The organism is Bradyrhizobium sp. AUGA SZCCT0158, from assembly GCF_018130065.1.
Taxonomy (GTDB): Bacteria; Pseudomonadota; Alphaproteobacteria; order Rhizobiales; family Xanthobacteraceae; genus Bradyrhizobium.
The window spans coordinates 1-18,667 of the sequence record NZ_JAFCME010000013.1; the positions used below are offsets into that span (position 1 = coordinate 1).

The 18,667-nt window shown below is 62.4% G+C and carries 23 protein-coding genes and 1 pseudogene; 13 read left to right on the plus strand and 11 right to left on the minus strand.

The genetic code is table 11. The annotated features are described in order from the left end of the window. Positions 1 to 366 precede the first annotated feature (366 nt). Entirely contained in the window at positions 367 to 1,074 is a 708-nt protein-coding gene (locus tag JQ574_RS19380; protein ID WP_212204557.1) for a Crp/Fnr family transcriptional regulator, read from the minus strand. A 350-nt stretch (positions 1,075 to 1,424) separates the two neighbouring features. On the opposite strand from JQ574_RS19380, the gene JQ574_RS19385 reads away from it, so the two are divergent. Further along, entirely contained in the window at positions 1,425 to 1,628 is a 204-nt protein-coding gene (locus JQ574_RS19385; protein WP_212204559.1) for a hypothetical protein, read from the plus strand. Further along, positions 1,625 to 1,801 (plus strand): hypothetical protein, encoded by a 177-nt coding sequence (locus tag JQ574_RS19390; RefSeq protein ID WP_212204562.1) that lies wholly within the window; start codon positions 1,625 to 1,627, stop codon positions 1,799 to 1,801. Before JQ574_RS19385 ends, JQ574_RS19390 begins: the two co-directional genes overlap by 4 nt. A 750-nt stretch (positions 1,802 to 2,551) precedes the next feature. Here the strand turns inward: JQ574_RS19390 and JQ574_RS19395 are convergent. Continuing rightward, positions 2,552 to 3,157, minus strand: a complete 606-nt coding sequence (locus JQ574_RS19395) for a GrpB family protein (RefSeq protein ID WP_249119455.1) — start codon at positions 3,155 to 3,157, stop codon at positions 2,552 to 2,554. A gap of 412 nt (positions 3,158 to 3,569) precedes the next feature. Here JQ574_RS19395 and JQ574_RS19400 point away from each other — a divergent pair, with 412 nt between their 5' ends. Continuing rightward, complete coding sequence (locus JQ574_RS19400; RefSeq protein ID WP_212204563.1) at positions 3,570 to 4,217, plus strand: glutathione S-transferase family protein; 648 nt, start codon at positions 3,570 to 3,572, stop codon at positions 4,215 to 4,217. A 105-nt stretch (positions 4,218 to 4,322) separates the two neighbouring features. Here the strand turns inward: JQ574_RS19400 and murI are convergent, their stop codons facing one another. The 3 genes from murI to purB form a co-directional block, all read right to left on the minus strand. After that, positions 4,323 to 5,111, minus strand: coding sequence for a glutamate racemase (gene murI / locus JQ574_RS19405; protein WP_212204564.1), 789 nt, complete (start codon positions 5,109 to 5,111; stop codon positions 4,323 to 4,325). A 208-nt stretch (positions 5,112 to 5,319) separates the two neighbouring features. Beyond that, positions 5,320 to 6,492, minus strand: coding sequence for a M20 aminoacylase family protein (locus JQ574_RS19410; RefSeq protein ID WP_212204565.1), 1,173 nt, complete (start codon positions 6,490 to 6,492; stop codon positions 5,320 to 5,322). A gap of 41 nt (positions 6,493 to 6,533) precedes the next feature. Then, positions 6,534 to 7,841 (minus strand): adenylosuccinate lyase, encoded by a 1,308-nt coding sequence (gene purB / locus JQ574_RS19415; protein WP_212204566.1) that lies wholly within the window; start codon positions 7,839 to 7,841, stop codon positions 6,534 to 6,536. Between the two features lie 487 nt (positions 7,842 to 8,328). Between purB and JQ574_RS19420 the strand changes: the two genes are divergently transcribed. From JQ574_RS19420 to JQ574_RS19430, 3 genes and pseudogenes are all read left to right on the plus strand, one after another. Continuing rightward, entirely contained in the window at positions 8,329 to 8,925 is a 597-nt protein-coding gene (locus JQ574_RS19420) for a TetR family transcriptional regulator (RefSeq protein WP_212204567.1), read from the plus strand. A gap of 110 nt (positions 8,926 to 9,035) precedes the next feature. Beyond that, positions 9,036 to 9,776, plus strand: coding sequence for a metallophosphoesterase (locus JQ574_RS19425; protein ID WP_212204571.1), 741 nt, complete (start codon positions 9,036 to 9,038; stop codon positions 9,774 to 9,776). Positions 9,777 to 9,824: 48 nt separating this feature from the next. After that, positions 9,825 to 10,133, plus strand: a pseudogene (locus JQ574_RS19430) (universal stress protein); the annotation flags it as partial. A gap of 4 nt (positions 10,134 to 10,137) precedes the next feature. On the opposite strand, the gene JQ574_RS19435 reads toward JQ574_RS19430, so the two are convergent. Beyond that, positions 10,138 to 11,028: a LysR family transcriptional regulator gene (locus tag JQ574_RS19435; RefSeq protein WP_212204574.1), complete on the minus strand. Its 891-nt coding sequence runs from the start codon at positions 11,026 to 11,028 to the stop codon at positions 10,138 to 10,140. Positions 11,029 to 11,149: 121 nt separating this feature from the next. Between JQ574_RS19435 and JQ574_RS19440 the strand changes: the two genes are divergently transcribed. The 3 genes from JQ574_RS19440 to JQ574_RS19450 are packed head-to-tail and all read left to right on the plus strand — an operon-like array spanning position 11,150 to position 12,728. After that, positions 11,150 to 11,875 carry an SDR family oxidoreductase gene (locus JQ574_RS19440; RefSeq protein WP_212204575.1) on the plus strand — a complete coding sequence of 242 codons (726 nt, stop codon included), beginning with the start codon at positions 11,150 to 11,152 and terminating at the stop codon, positions 11,873 to 11,875. A 10-nt stretch (positions 11,876 to 11,885) separates the two neighbouring features. After that, positions 11,886 to 12,362 carry a carboxymuconolactone decarboxylase family protein gene (locus tag JQ574_RS19445; RefSeq protein WP_212204576.1) on the plus strand — a complete coding sequence of 159 codons (477 nt, stop codon included), beginning with the start codon at positions 11,886 to 11,888 and terminating at the stop codon, positions 12,360 to 12,362. Between the two features lie 12 nt (positions 12,363 to 12,374). After that, on the plus strand, positions 12,375 to 12,728 hold the full coding sequence (locus JQ574_RS19450) for an Atu4866 domain-containing protein (RefSeq protein ID WP_212204577.1): 354 nt from the start codon (positions 12,375 to 12,377) through the stop codon (positions 12,726 to 12,728). 28 nt (positions 12,729 to 12,756) lie between these two features. On the opposite strand, the gene JQ574_RS19455 is transcribed toward JQ574_RS19450, so the two are convergent. The 3 genes from JQ574_RS19455 to JQ574_RS19465 all read right to left on the minus strand — a co-directional run bounded on the left by JQ574_RS19455 (position 12,757) and on the right by JQ574_RS19465 (position 14,717). Then, positions 12,757 to 12,933, minus strand: a complete 177-nt coding sequence (locus JQ574_RS19455; protein ID WP_212205046.1) for a hypothetical protein — start codon at positions 12,931 to 12,933, stop codon at positions 12,757 to 12,759. A gap of 621 nt (positions 12,934 to 13,554) precedes the next feature. Beyond that, a complete protein-coding gene (locus JQ574_RS19460) occupies positions 13,555 to 14,010 on the minus strand; it encodes a hypothetical protein (RefSeq protein ID WP_212204578.1) in 456 nt (151 codons plus the stop codon). Between the two features lie 149 nt (positions 14,011 to 14,159). Continuing rightward, positions 14,160 to 14,717, minus strand: coding sequence for a hypothetical protein (locus JQ574_RS19465; protein ID WP_249119456.1), 558 nt, complete (start codon positions 14,715 to 14,717; stop codon positions 14,160 to 14,162). 117 nt (positions 14,718 to 14,834) lie between these two features. Here JQ574_RS19465 and JQ574_RS19470 point away from each other — a divergent pair, with 117 nt between their 5' ends. The 3 genes from JQ574_RS19470 to JQ574_RS19480 are packed head-to-tail and all read left to right on the plus strand — an operon-like array spanning position 14,835 to position 15,852. Then, a complete protein-coding gene (locus JQ574_RS19470; RefSeq protein ID WP_192734137.1) occupies positions 14,835 to 15,128 on the plus strand; it encodes an antibiotic biosynthesis monooxygenase in 294 nt (97 codons plus the stop codon). Positions 15,129 to 15,131: 3 nt separating this feature from the next. Further along, positions 15,132 to 15,314, plus strand: a complete 183-nt coding sequence (locus JQ574_RS19475; protein WP_212204580.1) for a hypothetical protein — start codon at positions 15,132 to 15,134, stop codon at positions 15,312 to 15,314. After that, a complete protein-coding gene (locus JQ574_RS19480) occupies positions 15,298 to 15,852 on the plus strand; it encodes a PH domain-containing protein (RefSeq protein ID WP_212204582.1) in 555 nt (184 codons plus the stop codon). The genes JQ574_RS19475 and JQ574_RS19480 overlap by 17 nt, the downstream gene beginning before the upstream one ends. A 5-nt stretch (positions 15,853 to 15,857) precedes the next feature. Here the strand turns inward: JQ574_RS19480 and rpe are convergent, their stop codons facing one another. Beyond that, positions 15,858 to 16,559: a ribulose-phosphate 3-epimerase gene (rpe, locus tag JQ574_RS19485; protein ID WP_212383781.1), complete on the minus strand. Its 702-nt coding sequence runs from the start codon at positions 16,557 to 16,559 to the stop codon at positions 15,858 to 15,860. Between the two features lie 258 nt (positions 16,560 to 16,817). Between rpe and JQ574_RS19490 the strand changes: the two genes are divergently transcribed. Beyond that, entirely contained in the window at positions 16,818 to 17,570 is a 753-nt protein-coding gene (locus JQ574_RS19490; protein ID WP_212204587.1) for an EF-hand domain-containing protein, read from the plus strand. Between the two features lie 93 nt (positions 17,571 to 17,663). On the opposite strand, the gene JQ574_RS19495 is transcribed toward JQ574_RS19490, so the two are convergent. Then, positions 17,664 to 18,659 carry a P1 family peptidase gene (locus JQ574_RS19495; protein ID WP_212204589.1) on the minus strand — a complete coding sequence of 332 codons (996 nt, stop codon included), beginning with the start codon at positions 18,657 to 18,659 and terminating at the stop codon, positions 17,664 to 17,666. Positions 18,660 to 18,667 lie beyond the last annotated feature (8 nt).

Consider the following 18,667-nt stretch of genomic DNA (forward strand, 5'->3'; position numbering starts at 1 on the left):
ATCCACGCCGTCGTCTCAGCGTAAACCAGCGTCCACCGCAACCCGCCCAACGTCCGTGACGACGGCCGACGCCCTTCTGAGTAGGACGGGATGGCCAAACATATGCACCTGATTGTCCTTCCGGTAAACAGAAATATTTTTTATTTTGGGGCTTGACACTATTTCCGCAAATCAGAACTGATTTGCCCGTCGGGTTGATTTGTCACATGCGGGTCGCAAGATTGCGCTTGCGTGGGGGGCGACCGCAGTTGGCGTTTAGCGATACCTGCTTCGAGCAATCAAGGTGGGAGTTTCGCGACAAGGAAGCGTGATCCACGACGCTCGGCAAAGCTCGTTCAAGGGGCTGAAGGAGGGGTAAGCGTCGGTCTACCGAATGCGCTTCGACTGCTCCAGCAGGGTCGCATAGCATTCACAAGATAGACGCTCCAAAACATGGCGATCGAGAATCTGTATTTCTCCGCGAGAGTAATGAATTGCGCCGCTATCCTGGATCTTTTTCGCGACTTCGGTTACCGAAGTGCGCCGCACGCCCAGCATTTCCGCCAAGTATTGCTGTGTCAGATTGATGGTATTGCTTCCAGCCGTATCAGCCGTTTGCAGGAGCCACCGGCAAAAGCGGGCCTCGATGAGGTGAACGGCGTTGCAAGCTGCGTTAATTCGAGCCTGGGACAGCAGGATTTCGTTGTAGCCCACGCAGAGGTTTCGAAGGGGGATGCTATCTCCCGTCGCCTTCCGAAATCGGCTTGCCGGAATTCTTGTAACCTCGGCTTGAAGCTGCACAACCACCCTGACGTGCGAAATGTGCACGCCAAGCCCGGCCATCGCGCCAACAACGCCTTCGCGTCCAACGGTGGCGGTTTCGATGGCCCTGCCGTCCTTCAACACAGCCAGCAGTGACAGCATACCCCGGTGTGGGAAGTAGACGTTTTCGGTCTCTTCGCCGGCCTCGGTCAGAACGGCACCCTGCGCCAATTGCTCAACGGCCATGTAAGGCGAAAGCAAGCTGAACTGGGCATGAGGCAAAGACGCGAGGAGATTGTTAGCTTGTTCCGCCGAAGCGTTGCGTTCTGGCACTGCGGTTCCCGCCCGGTCGGTCGGGCCGCATCTCCGCGGGAAGGGGTGCGCTCCGAGAGCACGCACCAAAGGGGAATAGCTTATATGGAACTTATAGGTGGGCCTGTCGCTCCGGTTTCCGTCACAACCGCGCCAAAGCCGGTGCAGATCAAGTCGGGCTTCCGATGGAAAAGCCCCCTCATAAGCCAAAATCTGCGGACCGATTACGTTCCCGGGAAAAACTAATATTTTCTGCTGGCATTTCTTTGTCCGGTATCGGACACTCAACCATCACAGCGCGGTTCGTGGCCTATATCTGTGATGAGAACGCCGGTTGCGCTCCCGCCCCATTCAAAACAGGGAGCAGCGCCATGCAGCAGCAGCGACGCCGTTTCGAGCAAACACTCTCCCTAGAAGAACGTCTCGCGCAAGAGGCGAAGCGCCTCCGCAAGGAAGCCGCACTGCTTCCGCCCGGCAAGGTGCGCGACGAAACCATTCGCAGGGCACGTCAGGCGGAGACAGGCGCTCACATGAGCGACTGGCTGCGGTCTCCAGGTCTCCGTGCGCCGACGTGAAAGACTACCGCGCCTTCACCATCGGTCAGGACGGGCACATATCCGGTGCCGAAGGCTTCAACGCCGCTGATGATGAAGAGGCTCTCCAGAAGGCGAGGCGGCTCGTCGACGGCCATGATGTAGAGATCTGGCAGTTGGAGAGGAAAGTCGGACTGATCAAGGCGGCAGAATAACTAGCGGCTATTTTACTGGCGGTCGCTCTCGGCCTTGTTGGCCTCTCTGAGCTTGTCCCTGATGTACTCGGCAACGTCGCCAATCTCGGCCTCCATATCGGCATCCGAGATGCCTTGGGCTTTCGCATTCTCGATGCAGCGCGCAGCCAGTTCGCTGACGTTCTGCGACGCTCCGGGGGTCCGGAATTGCTCTACCGCATGAACGCTGTGTTCTCAATCCAGAGATCTATGAACTCTCGCGCCTTGTTCACGGCCCACCCTGCAAAATACGATCCCTGCCGGGTCGCGTGCTAATGTCGGAGACCGGACAGATCAAGCCAAGCCGGAATCTTTGGAGGTTTCAAACGTCAATCTCGTGCAACATTAGTGAGATACGGCGGTTAGACTTGATGTCTCATCCGAACGAGCGCGTAGAACTCGCAATGCAAATTCTGGAATTGCGACGCAAGTTGCGACAGGCGGCTTCGGACGACGATACCATCAAGGAAATTCAGGCAGAGTTGAAGCTGGTCGAGCGGAAGCTGCAGGAGATAGACGAGTAGGAACGGGCTCTGTGAGCCTGTAACGGCGGACAACGCCTTCTACCTTCGAGCTACGGCGGACAGGTCGCTCTTTGAGCCACGGCGGACGAGTTGGCCGCCGACGAAGACCCGCGTATTCGTTGATACTGCAGGCGCGTCGATCAGGGCGGGATGGGGGGCGCGGTTAGTGGTTACGGGATCACACCCTGAAGACCAGGCTACGGGAAGTTTAGTTATTGCGGCCCGGATGGACGGCGGATAGGCTGATTGACGAGGGTCGAGAGTGAGGGCGTTCGCCTATACGGCTACTTGCCGGGAAACCATTTGAGCGCTTCGGCTTCGACTGTTTCGATCCATCGGCCTTTGCAGTCGCCGTAAGCGTGGGAATCATCAGGATGCCGTGCCTGGCATCGGATCTTCTCGCGATCGTACGCGCGACCTCAGGGTGCCCTCGTAGATACTCCCGGAATGCAAGGTGCCGCGTGATCTCCGGCGAACCCCGGGCATAACAATGAAGCTGCACGAGCCTGCGCCCTGTATCAGGATCGGATTTCGTATAGTAGCGCCGGCCGGGAAGGCCAAACTCTCCCCACCATTCATAACCCAGCGTCTCGATGTGCGGCTTGCGCTCGTCCAGCTCCGCCAGGCTCGTCACAACCGGCATGAGGTCGAGGATGGGCTTAGCATGAATGTCGGGGATGGCGGTTGAGCCGATATGATGAACGTTCAGCAGGCATGCCCCCATCCTGGCTGCAAGCGCCTGACCTTCATCTTCAGCTTTGCTGGCCCACTTGGGATCGTGAGATTTCAACTCGACCTTGAACGGAGGAGGCATCGATACTCCTTTTCGAAAGCCCTTTTCCCGGCTTCAAAATGCAATCCGCCCAGGTGACCTCTGGAGGGCAGAATTTTCCGTCCCATGTCGGTGAGCAATATCATATCAGCGCCTAGCGTGTAGGGCGAATTGGAGCCGAAGGCGTAATCCGCTATTTCGGCTAGGTCGCGAACGAGGGTTTGTGCAATCCGGCGCCACATGTCGAATTGTGTAGCTCGCGCACCTGTGTGGCGATGAGCGATGATCCGGTGCGATTGGCTCAAATGGCGGATTACGCCTTCGGCTCCAATCCGCCCTACGGGCTACGGGCTTCGCGTTAAAAAAAGCGAGGCCGGTTGTCGGGAGCCGCGTTGGTCGTTCGTCCTACGGATGCAAATCTTGACGGCGTCATGCAATCAACCGGAGCTTCCCGATGATCCCCACCATCACGGCCTTTGAGAATTCGCCCGATCGCGGCGAGGGACAGGCACGTGACATGCGCGTTCGCTGGGCGCTCGAAGAAGTGGGCCAACCTTACGACGTTCGTCTGGTGTCGTTCCGCGCGATGAAGGAACCCGCGCATTGTGCGCTTCATCCGTTCGGGCAGATTCCGACTTATGAAGAAGGCGATCTTGCCCTGTTCGAGACGGGGGCGATCGTGTTCCATATCGCGCAGCGCCATGCTGGACTGCTGCCGGAGAATGCGAATGCCCGGGCGCGCGCGATCACATGGATGTTCGCCGCGCTGAACACGATGGAGCCGCCAATCGTTGATCTGGAAATTGCTTTTCTCCTGGAGCGCGACGAAGCCTGGTACGAGCAGCGCCTGCCGATGGTCGAGGCTCCCGTCCGCGATCGGCTGGGCCAGCTTTCCCGGCGCCTTGGCAATGCCGACTGGCTCGATGGCGCGTTCAGCGCCGGTGACCTGATGATGGTCACCGTGCTGCGCCGGTTGGATGGATCGGATATGCTGGACGAATATCCAAACCTCTCCGCCTATGTAGCCCGCGGCGAAGCGCGGCCGGCGTTCAGGCGCGCCTTCGATGCTCAATTGGCGGTTTTTACGGCATCGAAAGGTTGAGCCGTATCCCGTAGGATGGGTGGAGCGCAGCGATACCCATCGATTTTTGTCATTGAAGGAAGGTGATGGGTTTCGCTGCGCTCTACCCATCCTACAGGCTATCCGCTACGCCGGCACCCGCCCGCCGAAAAACGGCATCAAGGCCTGGCTCAGCGTGTGCGGTCGCTTTGAGGTGAACACCATCTCGGCGCCGGCGGTGTCGGATTCGCGGCCGGGGCCGCCGAGCAGGTCGGAGACGCGACGCGCGATCGCGGGCGCGGGGTCGATCCAGTCGACCGGCCATGGCGCCAACTTCACCAGGCGGTCCAGCAACAGCGGATAGTGGGTGCAGGCCAGCACGACGGTGTCGGTGCGGGCGTTGCCGCGATCGACGAAGCAGGGCGCGAGTTCGGCCGAGATGTCCTTGTCGCTGACGTAAAAGCCGTTGAGCGCGCGTTCGGCCAGCGAGGCCAGTTCACCCGAGCCGACCAGCGTCACCTCGCAGCCCTGCGCGAAATCGTCGATCAGTTTTCGCGTGTATTCGCGCTTCACCGTGCCCTTGGTGCCGAGCACCGACACGCGTTTTGTTCTGGAACTGGCGCAGGCCGGCTTGATCGCGGGCACGGTGCCGACGAACGGCACGGAATAGGCGCCGCGCAGATGCGACATAACCAGCGTGGAGGCGGTATTGCAGGCGATCACCACCAGATCGGGGGCGTGGGCCGCGATCAGTTCGCCGACCAGCGGCACCACGCGGGCGATGATCTGCTCTTCGGTATGGTGGCCATAGGGGAAGAACGCGTCGTCGGCGACATAGACGTAGTGGGCGTCGGGCCGCGCGCCCACGATCTCGCGCAGGACCGTGAGACCGCCAAGGCCGGAATCGAAGACGAGAATCGTTGGAGGACCTGCCACGCTGCGACTTTAGCCGATCCGCGGTTAGCGTTGGGTTGACGTGAGGGCCGCGGCAGCCCGTCCATCGGGCCATCGCCAGCTGAGGGCAATTTGGAGTGATTCAAATCGCTTTGGCAAGGGCGGAGAGCCCTCAGAGCGCGCCGTCTCAGCTGCCGCCAGAACCGCTGCAGACTGATCCTTTTTCCCCGCCGAACGCCGTGGCGCGTCGTCAACCCGCCGGCATCGACTTCTCGATCAGCCGCACCCAGTACGATGCGCCGTGGCCGAGGATATTGTCGTTGAACGTGTAGCCGGGGTGGTGGCATTCATTGCCGTCGCCCATGCCGAGGAAGATGAAAGCGCCGGGGCGCGCTTCCAGCATGAATGCGAAATCTTCCGAACCCATCAGTGGCAACGCGCGCTCGTTGACGCGGTCGGCGCCGACGACATCGCGGGCCACTTCTGCGGCGATGCCGGCCTCTCGCGCGTGATTGACCGTCACCGGATACGAACGTGTGTATTTGACCTCGGCAGATCCGCCGTAAGCCCGCGCCACGCTGTCGGCAACCTCGCTGATGCGGCGCTCGACGAGATCGCGGATTGCAGGATCGAGCGTGCGCACCGTTCCACCGAGCCTGGCGGTCTCCGGGATGATGTTGAAGGCGGTGCCGGCCTGGAACATGGTGATCGAGATCACGGCCGATTTGAGCGGATCGACGTTGCGCGATACGATCGACTGCAACGCGTTGACGATCTGCGAGCCGACCAACACGCTGTCGACCGCGTTGTGCGGACCGGAGCCCGCATGGCCGCCCTTGCCGTGCACCGTAATCTCGATCTTATCCGCTGAAGCGAGCATTGCGCCCGGCGTGGTGTGGAAGTGCCCTTCGGGCAAGCCCGGCATGTTGTGCAGGCCATAGACCTCCTGAATGCCCCAGCGGGTCATCAATCCATCGTCGACCATCGCCTTGCCGCCGGCGCCGCCTTCTTCGGCCGGCTGGAAGATGACCACAGCCGTACCGTCGAAATTGCGCGTCTCGGCGAGATATTTGGCCGCGCCAAGCAGCATCGCGGTGTGCCCGTCATGGCCGCAGGCGTGCATCTTGCCGGGAATCTTGGAGGCGTAGGGTACACCCGAAGTCTCCTCGATCGGCAGCGCATCCATGTCGGCGCGCAGGCCGATGGTCTTGCCGGACGTGCTCTTGCGGCCGCGGATCACGCCGACGACGCCGGTGCGGCCGATGCCCGTCACCACCTCGTCGCAGCCGAATTCGCGCAAGCGGTCGGCTACGATGCCGGCGGTACGGTGGACTTCGTAGAGCAATTCCGGATTCTCGTGGAAGTCATGGCGCCAGGCGGCCATTTCATCTGACAAAGCGGCGATGCGGTTGACGATGGGCATGGGAGATCCGTTTCTTGCGTTGTTCGTTTGCGGCTGTAATTCTACGCTGCCCCAAACACGCGCCTGAAGATCGTGTCGACGTGCTTGAAGTGATAGCCGAGGTCGAAGCGTTCTTCGATTTCGGCGTCGCTCAGGTGCTTCTTCACGTCGGGGTCTTTCTTCAGCAGCGTCAGGAAATCCCCTTCGCCGCGCCATACCGGCATGGCGTTGCGCTGCACGTATTTGTAGGCGTCCTCGCGGCTGGCGCCCTTTTGCGTCAGCGCCATCAAAATCCGCTGCGAATGCACGAGGCCGCCGAGGCGGTCGAGATTCTTCTGCATGTTCTCGGGGTAGACCAGCAGTTTTTCGACCAGGCCGGCGAGGCGCATCAGCGCGAAGTCGAGCGTCACGGTGGCGTCCGGCCCGATCATGCGTTCGGCGGACGAGTGCGAGATGTCGCGCTCGTGCCAGAGCACGATGTTCTCCATCGCCGGCATCGCATAGGCGCGCACCATGCGCGACAGGCCGGTGAGGTTTTCCGACAGCACCGGGTTGCGCTTGTGCGGCATCGCCGAAGAACCCTTCTGGCCCTCGGAGAAGAACTCTTCGGCTTCCAGTACTTCGGTGCGCTGCAGGTGTCGGATTTCGGTGGCGAGACGCTCGACCGAGGAGGCGATGATCCCAAGCGTTGCAAAATACATCGCGTGGCGGTCGCGCGGGATCACTTGCGTCGAGATCGGCTCCGGCGTCAGTCCCATCGCCTTCGCGACATGTTCTTCGACACGCGGATCGATCTGCGCAAAGGTGCCGACGGCGCCCGAGATCGCGCAGGTCGAGACTTCCTTGCGGGCGGCGACCAGGCGCTCGCGGGCGCGGGAAAATTCCGCATAGGCGTAAGCGAGCTTGAGGCCGAACGTCACGGGTTCGGCGTGGATGCCGTGGGAGCGGCCGATGGTCGGCGTCATCTTGTGTTCGAAAGCGCGCTTCTTCAGCGCTGCCAGCACCTTGTCGATGTCGGCGAGTAGCAGGTCGGCGGCGCGGGTGAGCTGGACGTTGAAGCAGGTGTCGAGCACGTCGGAGGAGGTCATGCCCTGATGAATGAAGCGCGCCTCGGGGCCGACGATCTCGGCCAGATGGGTCGTGAAGGCGAGGACGTCGTGCTTGGTCTCGCGTTCGATCTCGTCGATGCGAGCGATGTCGAAGGTGACGTTACGCGCCTTGTCCCAGACGGTTTTGGCGGCTTCCTTCGGGATGACGCCGAGTTCCGCCTGCGCGTCGGCCGCATGCGCCTCGATCTCGAACCAGATCTTGAAACGGGTCTGCGGCTCCCAGATGGAGGCCATTTCCGGGCGGGTGTAGCGGGGGATCATCGACGACTCCGGCGAATTGTTTTTTACGCCGTGCTTTAGCAGGGCCGCCCAAATGAGACAAACAAAGCGAGACAAACGCCCGGGAAAAACGGCTGGAATAGCCTCGGGCAGGCTTGGGCCGAGTGCCCGGCGGATGCGGGCGGACGGAAGGGCCCCAATCACGGAAAACTGAATGACAGATATTGAAATCTGTCAGCGAGACATGCTATATCCTTCTTCGACGCCACGGATAGGGGCGTCATCCGGGTTCGCTGGCACTGAGCCTGGGTACTTGAGAGGACTTAAGCCATGACAATCGAAATCATTAATCTGACGACACAAATCTCCCGCTGGCTGAACGCCCAGGTGGCCCGCCATCTGGAAGCCCAGGCCACCCGTTTGGGACCGTTGAAGAGCTGAACCTTGCAAGGCTCCAGGGGTTACCAAGGCTCCAGGGGTTACAAAGGGATCAAATGACCACCCATTCCATCATTCCGCAGGTGCGCGCATGAACGAAGTCGTGGTTTTGACCCCTGAGCGAATTTTGGAGGTGACCGAGGACGTATTGCGCCGCTACGGGCTGGCCAAGGCCACGGTGGTCGACGTTGCCCGTGCGCTGGATGTCAGCCACGGCAGCGTCTACCGCCATTTCCCCAGCAAGGCGTCGCTACGCCAGGCGGTTGCCAAACGCTGGCTCGACCGCGCCAACGCGCCGCTGCAGAAGATCGCGGAATCCTCCGGACCGGCGCCTGCCAGGCTCGAGAAGTGGCTGCGCACGATGTTCGAGATCAAATACAAGAAGGTTTCGGAAGATCCCGAGATGTTCCAGACCTATTTGACGCTGGCACGCGAGGCCTGCGAGGCGGTGCATGCGCACCGGGAGCGCCTGATCGGCCAGGTCACGGATATCATGTCCGAAGGCGTCAAGCAGGGCGTCTTCCAGATCGCCGACGTCAAGGTGACGGCGCGTGCGCTGTTCGACGCCACCACGCGCTACCATCATCCCGCGCATGCCGACGAATGGCGCGATCCGGAGACGCCGGCCCGCATCGACGCGCTGCTGGCTCTGCTGCTCAGGGGCCTGGAAGCGCCAAAGAAGCGCTGATCCCGCGCGCATCGTTACCTTGTTCCGCCTTCCGCATCATTGCGGGGCGCAAGCCTCCCGTAGTTTGATATCTTTCAAACCATGTGCCTGACGACGGCGCGGAGGGAGATGTGCGTCTTGCGATGTTTGCGGATATCCATGCCAACCGGCAGGCGTTCAGCGCCTGTCTTGCGGCGGCGCGCGCGCGGGGCGCCGAGCGGATCATCTGCCTCGGCGACATCGTCGGCTATGGCGCCGACCCCGAATGGGCGGTCGAGACCGTGATGGACCTCGTCCATGGCGGCGCTATCGCCGTGCGCGGCAATCACGACAACGCGATCGGCACGCCGTCCGAGACCATGAATGCCGCGGCTCAGGCCGCGATCGAGTGGACGCGCGGGCGGCTGAGCGCACCGCAGCGGCGGTTCCTCGCCGAATTGCCGCTGACGCAGCAGGAAGACGATCGCCTCTACGTGCATTCCGAAGCCAGTCATCCGGCGCGATGGCGCTACGTCGAGGGCACCTCGGAAGCCGCCCGAAGTATCGAGGCCACCGAGGCTCACGTTACCTTCTGCGGGCACATCCACCAGCCCGCGCTCTATTCGATGTCCTCGGCGGCGAAGATGACGAGCTTCGTCCCGACCTCTGATGTCCCGGTGCAACTGCTGGGGGGCCGGCGCTGGCTGGCCGTTGTCGGCTCGGTCGGGCAGCCGCGCGACGGCAATCCGGCGGCGGCGTTTGCGATGCTCGATACCGCGACGCGCGAGATCACCTATTGCCGGGTGCCCTACGACGTCGAGACTGCGGCGGACCGGATCCGCGCCAACGGCTTGCCGCGCTGGCTGGCCGATCGCCTGCTTGAGGGGCGGTGAGCAATGGCGAAGCCTTCGATCGAGCCGGGCGCCGAACTCGACGGTAGGACCATCGACCGGACGCTCGACGAACAGGGCAACAACAAACACATCGACCGGCTGGTCGCGCTGCGGCACTGGGCCTCGCCATTAAAACTCGACGAGAGCCGGCTCACCGTGCATGTGCTGGAAGCGATCGATCCGGCATCCGCGATTCTGGAATTTACCGCAGTCAATCAGGTCGACCATATCGTCATCGGCGCGCGGCAGAATTCGATGATGCGGACGTTTCTGGGCAGCGTCTCGGCCAAGGTGGCGACCGAGGCGGCCGAGCAGGAAGAAAAAAGCGGCGGCAAGCCGAAGGCGATCGAGGCTTAAGGGTTCATCTGAAGCGCTGGACGTGATCGATCAGCGCGCGCAGTTTCGGGGCCGTGTTGCGCCGGCTTGGATAATACAAATAGAAGCCGGCGAAGCGCGGGCAATATTCTTCCAGGATAGACACGAGTTCGCCGCGCTCGATCGAGGGGCGAAAGCTCGCTTCCATGCCAAAGGTGATGCCATAGCCGGCGACGGCGAGCTTGATCATCAGCGCCATGTCGTTGGTCGTGATCTCGGGCGCGACGGCGACGCTGAACTCCTTGCCGTGCTCGGCGAATTCCCAGCGATAGGGTGCGACCCTGGGCGCGGGGCGCCAGCCGATGCAGCGATGACCTGCAAGCTCGCTTGGATGTGACGGCACTCCGAACCGGTCGCGGTAGGCCGGGGCGCAAACCGCAAGCTGGCGCTCGTCGCCCGCGACGGACACCGCGATCATGTCCTGCTCGATCACTTCGCCGAGTCTGACGCCGGCGTCATATCCCTCGGCGACGATATCGAATTCCTCGTCGGTCACGGTGATGTCGATCTGGATTTCCGGATTGGCCTCGGCAAACGTCGCCAGGAACGGGCCTGCGAGAAAGCGCTCCGCGATCGATGAGACGGCCAGCCGCAGCTGCCCGCGCGGCAGCCCGCGCAGGTTCCCGGTGGTCTCGATGGCCGCGCGCATCTCTGCAATCGCGGGCGCCGTCTCGGCAAAGAGGCGTTCGCCGGCCTCGGTCAGGCTGACGCTGCGCGTCGTGCGCTGCACCAGTGCAATGCCAAGCGTCTCTTCCAGCCGCCGGATGGTCTGGCTGACCGCCGAGCGCGTGACCCCCAGGCGGTCGGCCGCCGCGCGAAAACTCCGCTCCTCGGCCACGAGGGCGAAGACGGCCAGCGCATTGAGGTCCGGTTCCATTGGTTAGATTTTCTTTCCATATTGGGAAGAAATGGTCGCCTTCCGGCGACAATGGGCCAGATCTAACTTGCTGGCAACCGCTCAAAGGCGGTTCGCAAACCAGCCAGGAAAGAGACCAGATATGTCGCTCAACAAAGTCATCCTCGTCACGGGCGCTTCGAGCGGCATCGGCGCCGCCATCGCCCGGGAACTCGGCGCCGCCGGCGCCAAGGTCATGCTCGGTGCGCGCCGCCTCGACCGGCTGGACGCGCTCGCGGATGAAATCAGGGCCAGCGGAGGAGAGGCGATGCCGCGCCGCGTCGACGTCACCGACCGCGCCGACGTCGCGGCGTTTGCGGAAGGCGCGCGGCAGGCCTGGGGCCGCGTCGACGTCATCGTCAACAATGCCGGCGTGATGCCGCTTTCGTTGATGGCCTCGATGAAGGTCGATGAGTGGGACCGCATGGTCGACGTCAACATCAAGGGCGTGCTGCACGGCATTGCCGCGGTGCTGCCGGAGATGACGGCCCGCGGCTCCGGCCATGTCGTCAACATCGCTTCGATCGGCGCGCTTTCGGTTGTCCCAACCGCTGCAGTCTATTGCGCGACCAAATATGCGGTGCGCGCGATCTCGGATGGATTGCGGCAGGAACACGACAACATTCGCATCACCTGCATCCATCCCGGTGTGGTCGAGAGCGAGCTTGCCGACACAATCACCGATCAGATAGCGGCGGAAGCGATGAAGACCTACCGCGCCATTGCGCTGCAACCCGATGCGATCGCTCGCGCCGTCCGCTTCGCCATCGAACAGCCCGACGACGTCGACGTGAACGAGATCGTCATCCGGCCGACAGCCTGCAAATAAGGAGGCAGAAATGGGTTTTCGTTTTCACCGTTCGTACAGAGCAATCGCTGTAGCGGTTATGCTCGGTGGGATTCCGGCGGCGGCCAACTCGCAGACAACCGAAGAGCGCCTGCAACGCGGGGACGCTGTCGTGCGAAGCCTCAACAACGGGCAGCCGCAGCCCACCCTGGAGCGCATGCGGCTCGAGTTTCCATTCCTGGCCGAAGCCACCCAGGGCTATGCGCTGGGCGATGTCTGGTCCCGACCGGGCCTCGACAACCGAACGCGCCAGCTTGCCGCCGTCGCCGCATTTGCGGCAATCGGAGAGGTGGTCTTCATGAAGGTCCATGCCGGCTATGCGCTCAATGTCGGCGTATCCGAGGATGAGTTGAAGGAAGTCATCTACATGGTGACAGTTCCGGCTGGCTTCCCTCGGGCAATTTCGGCGTCGCAAGCGCTGTCCGAGCTGTTCGCCGCGCGTCGTGCAACGCCAGGCAGGCAACCCTGAGGAGGCCAGCCCATGAAGCATCCATTGATATTTGCGGCTGTCACGCTTCTCGCGGGCGCGGCTGCCTTGCCCGTAAAGAAAGGTCTCGCTCAGATGAACTCCGATCGGAAATCTGCCGCCCAGCCGGCACAAAACCATTCCTACGCCGGCATGTGGGTCACGGCCGACGGCACCATCCGCCACAACCTGCTCCCGAACGGCCGCTACGACGAAGCGCGCGGCAATCGCGAGAGCGCCTACCAGGGACGCTATGAGATCCGCGGCAATCACATCGACTATTGGGATGACACCGGTTTCACCGCCGATGGCGACTTCATCGACGGCGTGCTGTATCACGGCGGCATGATCTTGCGTCGGAAGGAATAGCCGCGCCCGACGCACAAGCAGCCTTGCGTCAGGCGGCGCGAACCTGATCGATCGGGCGCTTCGCGTCACGTGGCGGCTTGGTGTCGCGATCCTGCCAGACGTCGAAGAACTGGATGATTTCGCGGCAGGGTTCGCAACGGAACATGTTGCGCGACGACGCCGACTTCGACATCTCATTCAGACAGTTCGGGCAAAGCGGATTCATAGCGGTCTCGAAATTCTGATGCTGTAATATTCGGCGGCAGCGACAGTTCCCACGCACGGCGCAATAAAATGCGAACAGGCCGGCTTCAATTTGGGGAACGGTGTTTAGCGGCGATCCTGTAACCGCGTCCGGCTTTCCAATTCGTAAAGATCGGACCGGGAACCGCTATCGAGCCGGTTCATCGTCGGCCGGCGCCACTCGTATCGGCTGAAGAAGAATTCGAGATCAGGACGAACACACCGCGCGAGGCGCTTGCGCCTCATCGATCGCCTCGCGACCGCTTTCCATCAACTCACTTGCGGGCGCGAGCGCGAGCGTATGCTCTCTTCCTGGTTCCTGGTTCCGCCGCCAGCAGGCAAACGGTGACGGCTGCATTGAACGCAAGCCACAGCGCCACACCAGTCCAGACCCATGTCATCGTCATCGTGCCGCACTCCCAAAAATCCGGGAAGCGCGTTGTGCTCGATTTGCCGTTCTCCGTGAAGACCGGACTTCTACGGTAGGTCGCACGAAGTCTGTGCATGCGGCGGCGCAACATGAATTGTTGCAGATGCGGTGCTTACCTGCGTGGCGGCATCATTCGCGGGCCTCGGATTGTCGACGTCAGTCTACGCGCCTGATTCACTCGAGTGTCTGCACAGGCGGCGGTGTCGTTGCCACAGGCGCTGGTGCCGTTGCCGCAGGCGCCGATGTCGTTGCCGCAGGTGGCGATGGCCTGCTTGGCGTCGCAGGACTTACATCGTTCCTGGTCGTCGCGACACGCGCGTCTTTTTCGACGCGAGCGGCGGCCGGTCTGGTTCCAGCGCTACCGACAGCTTCCGCTCTCGCGCCACGCACGCGCTCTTTCGAGGCCTGCCGGCGCTGTCGCGGCGGGCCTGACCTTTCAATTCCCCAAGACCGCGCGATCGCGGGCCCGGCGGAATAGCCGATGAAGGCCCCGGCCACGGCGCCGATCGGTCCCAGCACCACCGCGCCCGATACCGCACCCAGTGCGGCGTCACTGGCCCGGTGCTGCGCAAAGGCTACGGACGGCGCAAGCATCAGGATGATGGCAGCTGCGGTGAGGGCTTTGGTCATGGCGTGGTTCCGTCGAATATCAGGGTTCGACGGTGTTACGGCTTTATGGCCAGACCATGAAGCTTCGTGGCCAGACGATGAAGCTTAAAGGTCAAGACGATGACACCTCGGGTTCCATCAGCCGCGAGCGGAACCCTGACGGAAACTCGCTAGTCGCGCTGCGTAGTCCCGGCGCGCGCGCGCTCGAGGATATCGCGCACCGCCGCGGGATTTCGAATGCAACGAAACCCGAAGCGGCCGGTGTAGTCGGTATCGGGCGACCGGGTCGAAATACCTGATGCGAAATTCAGGTGGCCTGCGCCGCGGCCAATGTCGAGGATTTCGAACGTCGCGTCCATGTCCTCGAACGAAGTGCCCCTGACGGTCGGTTTGCCCCAGGCCGTGCGCAAAATCAGCGCGCGGCGATTGGTGATCACGCATAGCGTCTGCGAATCGTACAGCAGCATCACCAAGGGTGCTGCGATCATCATGGCGCCGAACAGCAGAAGAAACATCGCTGCCTGATCGATCCAGCCTCTGGAGATCGCAATCGCGGTGAGAGCCAGCCAGGGAAATCCGATCCACCACAGAAACCGCCACATCAGCATGTTGGCGACAGCGTCGGGCTGTTCCTGCCAGAGCACGCGCTCGCCGTGCTGCAGCGCCTCGGCCAGCAGCCGCCGCAGCTTCGCGGAAAACAGCGTCGATCGAATTTCATCCAAGCTCATGTCTGTTGGTCGCTTGCGGTGCAGGAATGGTTCGGATCGCAACGTTGGATGGCGCGGTTGTTGGGGATGGCGTAATATGCCGCGTGGGGCTTCTGCTACCGGTGAAGGAGGATTTCCATGTATGCCGCCATTCGTCAGGGCAAGGCTAAGACCGGCATGGCCGAAGAACTGGCACGCAGGATCAAGGAAGGTGCGATTCCGATCATCAGCGATGTCGAAGGTTTCATGGCCTACTACGTGGTCTATGCGCCCGACGACACCGTGACCGCGATCAGCATCTTCAACAATTACGCAGGCGCCGAGGAGTCGAACCGGCGCGGGATCGCCTGGATCGAGCAGAACCTGACGCCGTTGCTCACGGGACCGGCGACGGCGGTTGCCGGCCCGGTGATTGTTCATACGCTGGCTTGAGGATTGGCCGCTTTCAAGGACGAGAACGCTCCAGGGCGTGTTCAAAAACCGCGCCTTCATCGGGCTTGCATCAACCCGGCCGCGTCCGGTCGCCGTTTCAGCGCGATCGGCTGGAATATTGCTTTGCCATTTGGCATGATCCGGCATTCGTTCAATCTCAAGTGGTCCAATGAAAATTCCGACTGAGGCTATCAAGAAAGAGCTTGCGCCGGGGGAACGTGTGCTGTGGAGCGGATTACCCGTGCGGGGCCTGCGCTTTGAAAGCGCGGACCTCTCAAAGTCGGGGTTCGGGCTGATCTTTTTCAGCTTTTCCGTCTTCTGGGTTCATGGAGCCTGGAGCCAATCGTCCGCCTCCAGTTCGGCGCAGAATACGCTCTTCCCCTTATTCGGTGTCCCGTTCGTGCTGGTCGGATTTTATTTGCTCGTCGGACATTTCTTCTGGAGCGCGCTTTGCCGGAAACATACCGAATACGCGGTCACGAACCAGCGCGTGATCGTGCGTTCCGGCATCTTCAGCACGACGACCAAATCGATTGAGTATCGCAAGATCCCGACGCTCACCTTGACGGAAAAATCGGACGCGAGCGGGACGATCCAGTTTGGTGAAACCAAAGCCGACCATTCCGGGGACGGGGTGAGCTACACGGCGACCAAAATGGAGGCCGTGCCCGATGTGCGAGTGGTGTACGACATCATCCGCAAGGCGTCGTCGACGCCGGCCTGACAAATTTACACGGCTTCGCCGCGCGCCAATGCTGCCGCATTGCGGATCGCTGATATGTTGGTCTTGTAGGCCTCCACGGTGCCGCCCTTGAACACCGCGGAGCCCGCCACCAGCGCGTTGGCGCCGGCGGCGGCGAGTTCGCCCGCGACGTCGGGGCCGACGCCGCCGTCTACCTCGATATCGATCGGACGGCCCGCGGTCATCGCCCTGATGTCGCGCACCTTGCCGAGCGCCGAGCGGATGAAGGCCTGGCCGCCGAAGCCGGGATTGACCGACATCACGAGCACGAGGTCGATCAGGTCGATCCCGTATTCGAGTGCGCTTACCGGCGTGCCCGGATTGAGCGAGACGCCGGCCTTCTTGCCGAGCGCGCGGATCGCCTGCAGCGAGCGATGCAGATGCGGACCGGCTTCGGCGTGGACGGTGATCTGGTCGCAGCCGGCCTTGGCGAAGGCTTCGAGATAGGGATCGCACGGTGCGATCATCAAATGCGCGTCGAAGATTTTCTTGGTATGCGGGCGCATCGCCTTGATGACGTCGGGGCCGTAGGAAATGTTCGGCACGAAGTGCCCGTCCATCACGTCGAGATGGATCCAGTCGGCGCCAGCGGTGTCCACCGCGCGGACTTCCTCGCCCAGCTTGGAGAAATCCGAAGCGAGGATCGACGGGGCAATGATGAGCGGACGCGACGCAAATTGCTGGGACATGTGCGCTCCGGTGCACAAGGGACGGATTTCCCCGCGTATCATGCAGGGCGGCCGGGGGCAATGCGGCTGCGAATGGCTCCGGTCGGGCGGAAAAATCTGCCGTCGCGGGCAGCTATTGCCGGGCATGTTCCCGACTTGGCGGCCCGGACAGGATCAGGAAAGCCGCGGTTTTGTTGGGTTTCTCGCCGTGGCACGGCGCTTGCTGAGGAACCGGCATGAACGAGGGGCCGCTCTGAGCGGCGTTGTTGGGGTTCTGTCATGTTGCTTGCTCTTGGTGCCGCGTCATCGGCGATCGATGCCCTGCAGGCGCTGACGTCCTCGAAGTCGTCGTCCGCAAAAGCCACCGGAACGAGCAAGGCAAGCCTGTTCGACTCTTTCGCGAGTGCCTCGGCCTCGACCGGTTCGAGCAGCAGCGCCGGAGGTAACGGCGGTTCGCAGATCTCGCCGGCAACCATGAGCGCGCTGCTGGCTGCGCAAAGCCAGTCCTCGACAGGATCGACGTCACAGGCGTCGACGAGCCGCTCGGACTCGCTCAAGAGCCTGTTCTCGCAGATCGACGGCAACGGCGACGGCAAGATCACCAAATCGGAATTCAACGATGCGCTTGGCGCGGGCGGCACCAATCTGGATCAGGCCGGCAGCGTCTTCGGCAAGCTCGACAAGGACGGCGACGGCTCGGTCAGTCTTGGCGAACTGGCATCGGCGCTGAAGGGCGGCAAGGGCCGCCACCACCATCACGAAGCCAGCGGTTCCGGCGAGAACGGATCGAATTCCGATCCCCTGATGCAGGCGCTGCAGGGCGCCTCCAGCACGTCCGTCACCAACAGCGATGGGTCAGTCACGACATCGCTGACCTATGCGGACGGTTCCAAGGTCACGATGACGTCGGCCGCATCGGCAAGCGCTTCGAGCGCCGCAACATCGTCGTATAATATCATCGAGAAGATGATCCAGCGTCAGGCCCAGGCGATTTCAGCTTCGGCCACGGCATCGCTGTCGCTGAGCGCCTGATCTTTTTTGTTTGACGCGTTTTCTTCACGCGAACGGGCTCCACTTCGCTTGAAAACGCTCTAAGAGACCCGGCGACGCTTCGGTAGTCGCGACCTAGCCGAAGCGATCCCCCCACGCCGGTAGCGCGCCCAGAAAGGGCAGCGCGGTCGCCTGATGGACGCCGCGCGCAATCGCGCGGGCAACCACATTGGCCGCCACCATCCCGAGTTCGGTGAGGCCATGCCGCGGATCGACCGGCTTCTTGCCGGTCGCCGCCGCAAACACCACGTCGCCGTCGGTTGGCGCATGCACGGGATAGATCGCGCGTGCCATGCCGGTCTGCGCGATCATCGCTAGGCGCTTGGCCTGCGCCTTCGTCAGCACCGCATCGGTGACGACGACGACCAGCGTGGTGTTTTCGCCGGAGATCGGTTCCGGGGCACCCTTGAGCCGCGCCTTCAGCATGTCTTTCGTGAATGACGGCGGCAGTCCGCGTCCGCCATACTCGTCGCCGATTTCGAACGGCGCCGCCCAGAACCACGGCCCGTCGCCGACCGTCACGCTGCCGACGGCGTTGACCACCGCAAGCGCCGCCACCATGACGCCATCTTCGGTTTGCGCGGAGGCCGAACCAAGGCCGCCCTTGAAATTGGCGGTGGTGGCGCCAAGGCCGGCGCCGACGCTGCCGAGCGCGAAATCGGTGCCCGCCGCGCAGGCGGCGGCATAGCCGAGATCGCGATAGGGCGGGAAACGTCCCCAGGCCTTGTTGCCGCCGTTGAGAAGATCGAAGCAGATCGCACCGGGCACGATCGGAATAACCGCTTCACGGATCCGCAGGCCGCGCCCCTGTTCGGCGAGCCAGGCCTGTACGCCGCCCGCGGCATCCAGCCCAAGCGCCGAACCGCCGGAGAGCGTAATCGCGTCGACGGCCTCGACCGTGGCTTCAGGCTTGAGCAGGGCTTCATCGCGGGTGCCGGGGCCGCCGCCGCGGACATCGATCGACGCGGTCGCGGGGGTATCGAAAATGATCGCGGTAACGCCGGATGCGACGGAAGCGTCTTCGGCGTGGCCGACGCGGACGCCGGAGATGTCGGTGAGAAGGTTTTTCAAGATGCCGG

Coding starts and splice junctions, on each gene's coding strand:
- JQ574_RS19385 (WP_212204559.1), top strand. CDS start 1,425: ATGCAGCAGCAGCGACGCCGTTTCGAGCAAACACTCTCCCTAGAAGAA.
- JQ574_RS19395 (WP_249119455.1), bottom strand. CDS start 3,157: ATGCCTCCTCCGTTCAAGGTCGAGTTGAAATCTCACGATCCCAAGTGG.
- JQ574_RS19400 (WP_212204563.1), top strand. CDS start 3,570: ATGATCCCCACCATCACGGCCTTTGAGAATTCGCCCGATCGCGGCGAG.
- JQ574_RS19410 (WP_212204565.1), bottom strand. CDS start 6,492: ATGCCCATCGTCAACCGCATCGCCGCTTTGTCAGATGAAATGGCCGCC.
- purB (WP_212204566.1), bottom strand. CDS start 7,841: ATGATCCCCCGCTACACCCGCCCGGAAATGGCCTCCATCTGGGAGCCG.
- JQ574_RS19420 (WP_212204567.1), top strand. CDS start 8,329: ATGAACGAAGTCGTGGTTTTGACCCCTGAGCGAATTTTGGAGGTGACC.
- JQ574_RS19435 (WP_212204574.1), bottom strand. CDS start 11,028: ATGGAACCGGACCTCAATGCGCTGGCCGTCTTCGCCCTCGTGGCCGAG.
- JQ574_RS19440 (WP_212204575.1), top strand. CDS start 11,150: ATGTCGCTCAACAAAGTCATCCTCGTCACGGGCGCTTCGAGCGGCATC.
- JQ574_RS19445 (WP_212204576.1), top strand. CDS start 11,886: ATGGGTTTTCGTTTTCACCGTTCGTACAGAGCAATCGCTGTAGCGGTT.
- JQ574_RS19450 (WP_212204577.1), top strand. CDS start 12,375: ATGAAGCATCCATTGATATTTGCGGCTGTCACGCTTCTCGCGGGCGCG.
- JQ574_RS19455 (WP_212205046.1), bottom strand. CDS start 12,933: ATGAATCCGCTTTGCCCGAACTGTCTGAATGAGATGTCGAAGTCGGCG.
- JQ574_RS19460 (WP_212204578.1), bottom strand. CDS start 14,010: ATGACCAAAGCCCTCACCGCAGCTGCCATCATCCTGATGCTTGCGCCG.
- JQ574_RS19465 (WP_249119456.1), bottom strand. CDS start 14,717: ATGAGCTTGGATGAAATTCGATCGACGCTGTTTTCCGCGAAGCTGCGG.
- JQ574_RS19470 (WP_192734137.1), top strand. CDS start 14,835: ATGTATGCCGCCATTCGTCAGGGCAAGGCTAAGACCGGCATGGCCGAA.
- JQ574_RS19480 (WP_212204582.1), top strand. CDS start 15,298: ATGAAAATTCCGACTGAGGCTATCAAGAAAGAGCTTGCGCCGGGGGAA.
- rpe (WP_212383781.1), bottom strand. CDS start 16,559: ATGTCCCAGCAATTTGCGTCGCGTCCGCTCATCATTGCCCCGTCGATC.
- JQ574_RS19490 (WP_212204587.1), top strand. CDS start 16,818: ATGTTGCTTGCTCTTGGTGCCGCGTCATCGGCGATCGATGCCCTGCAG.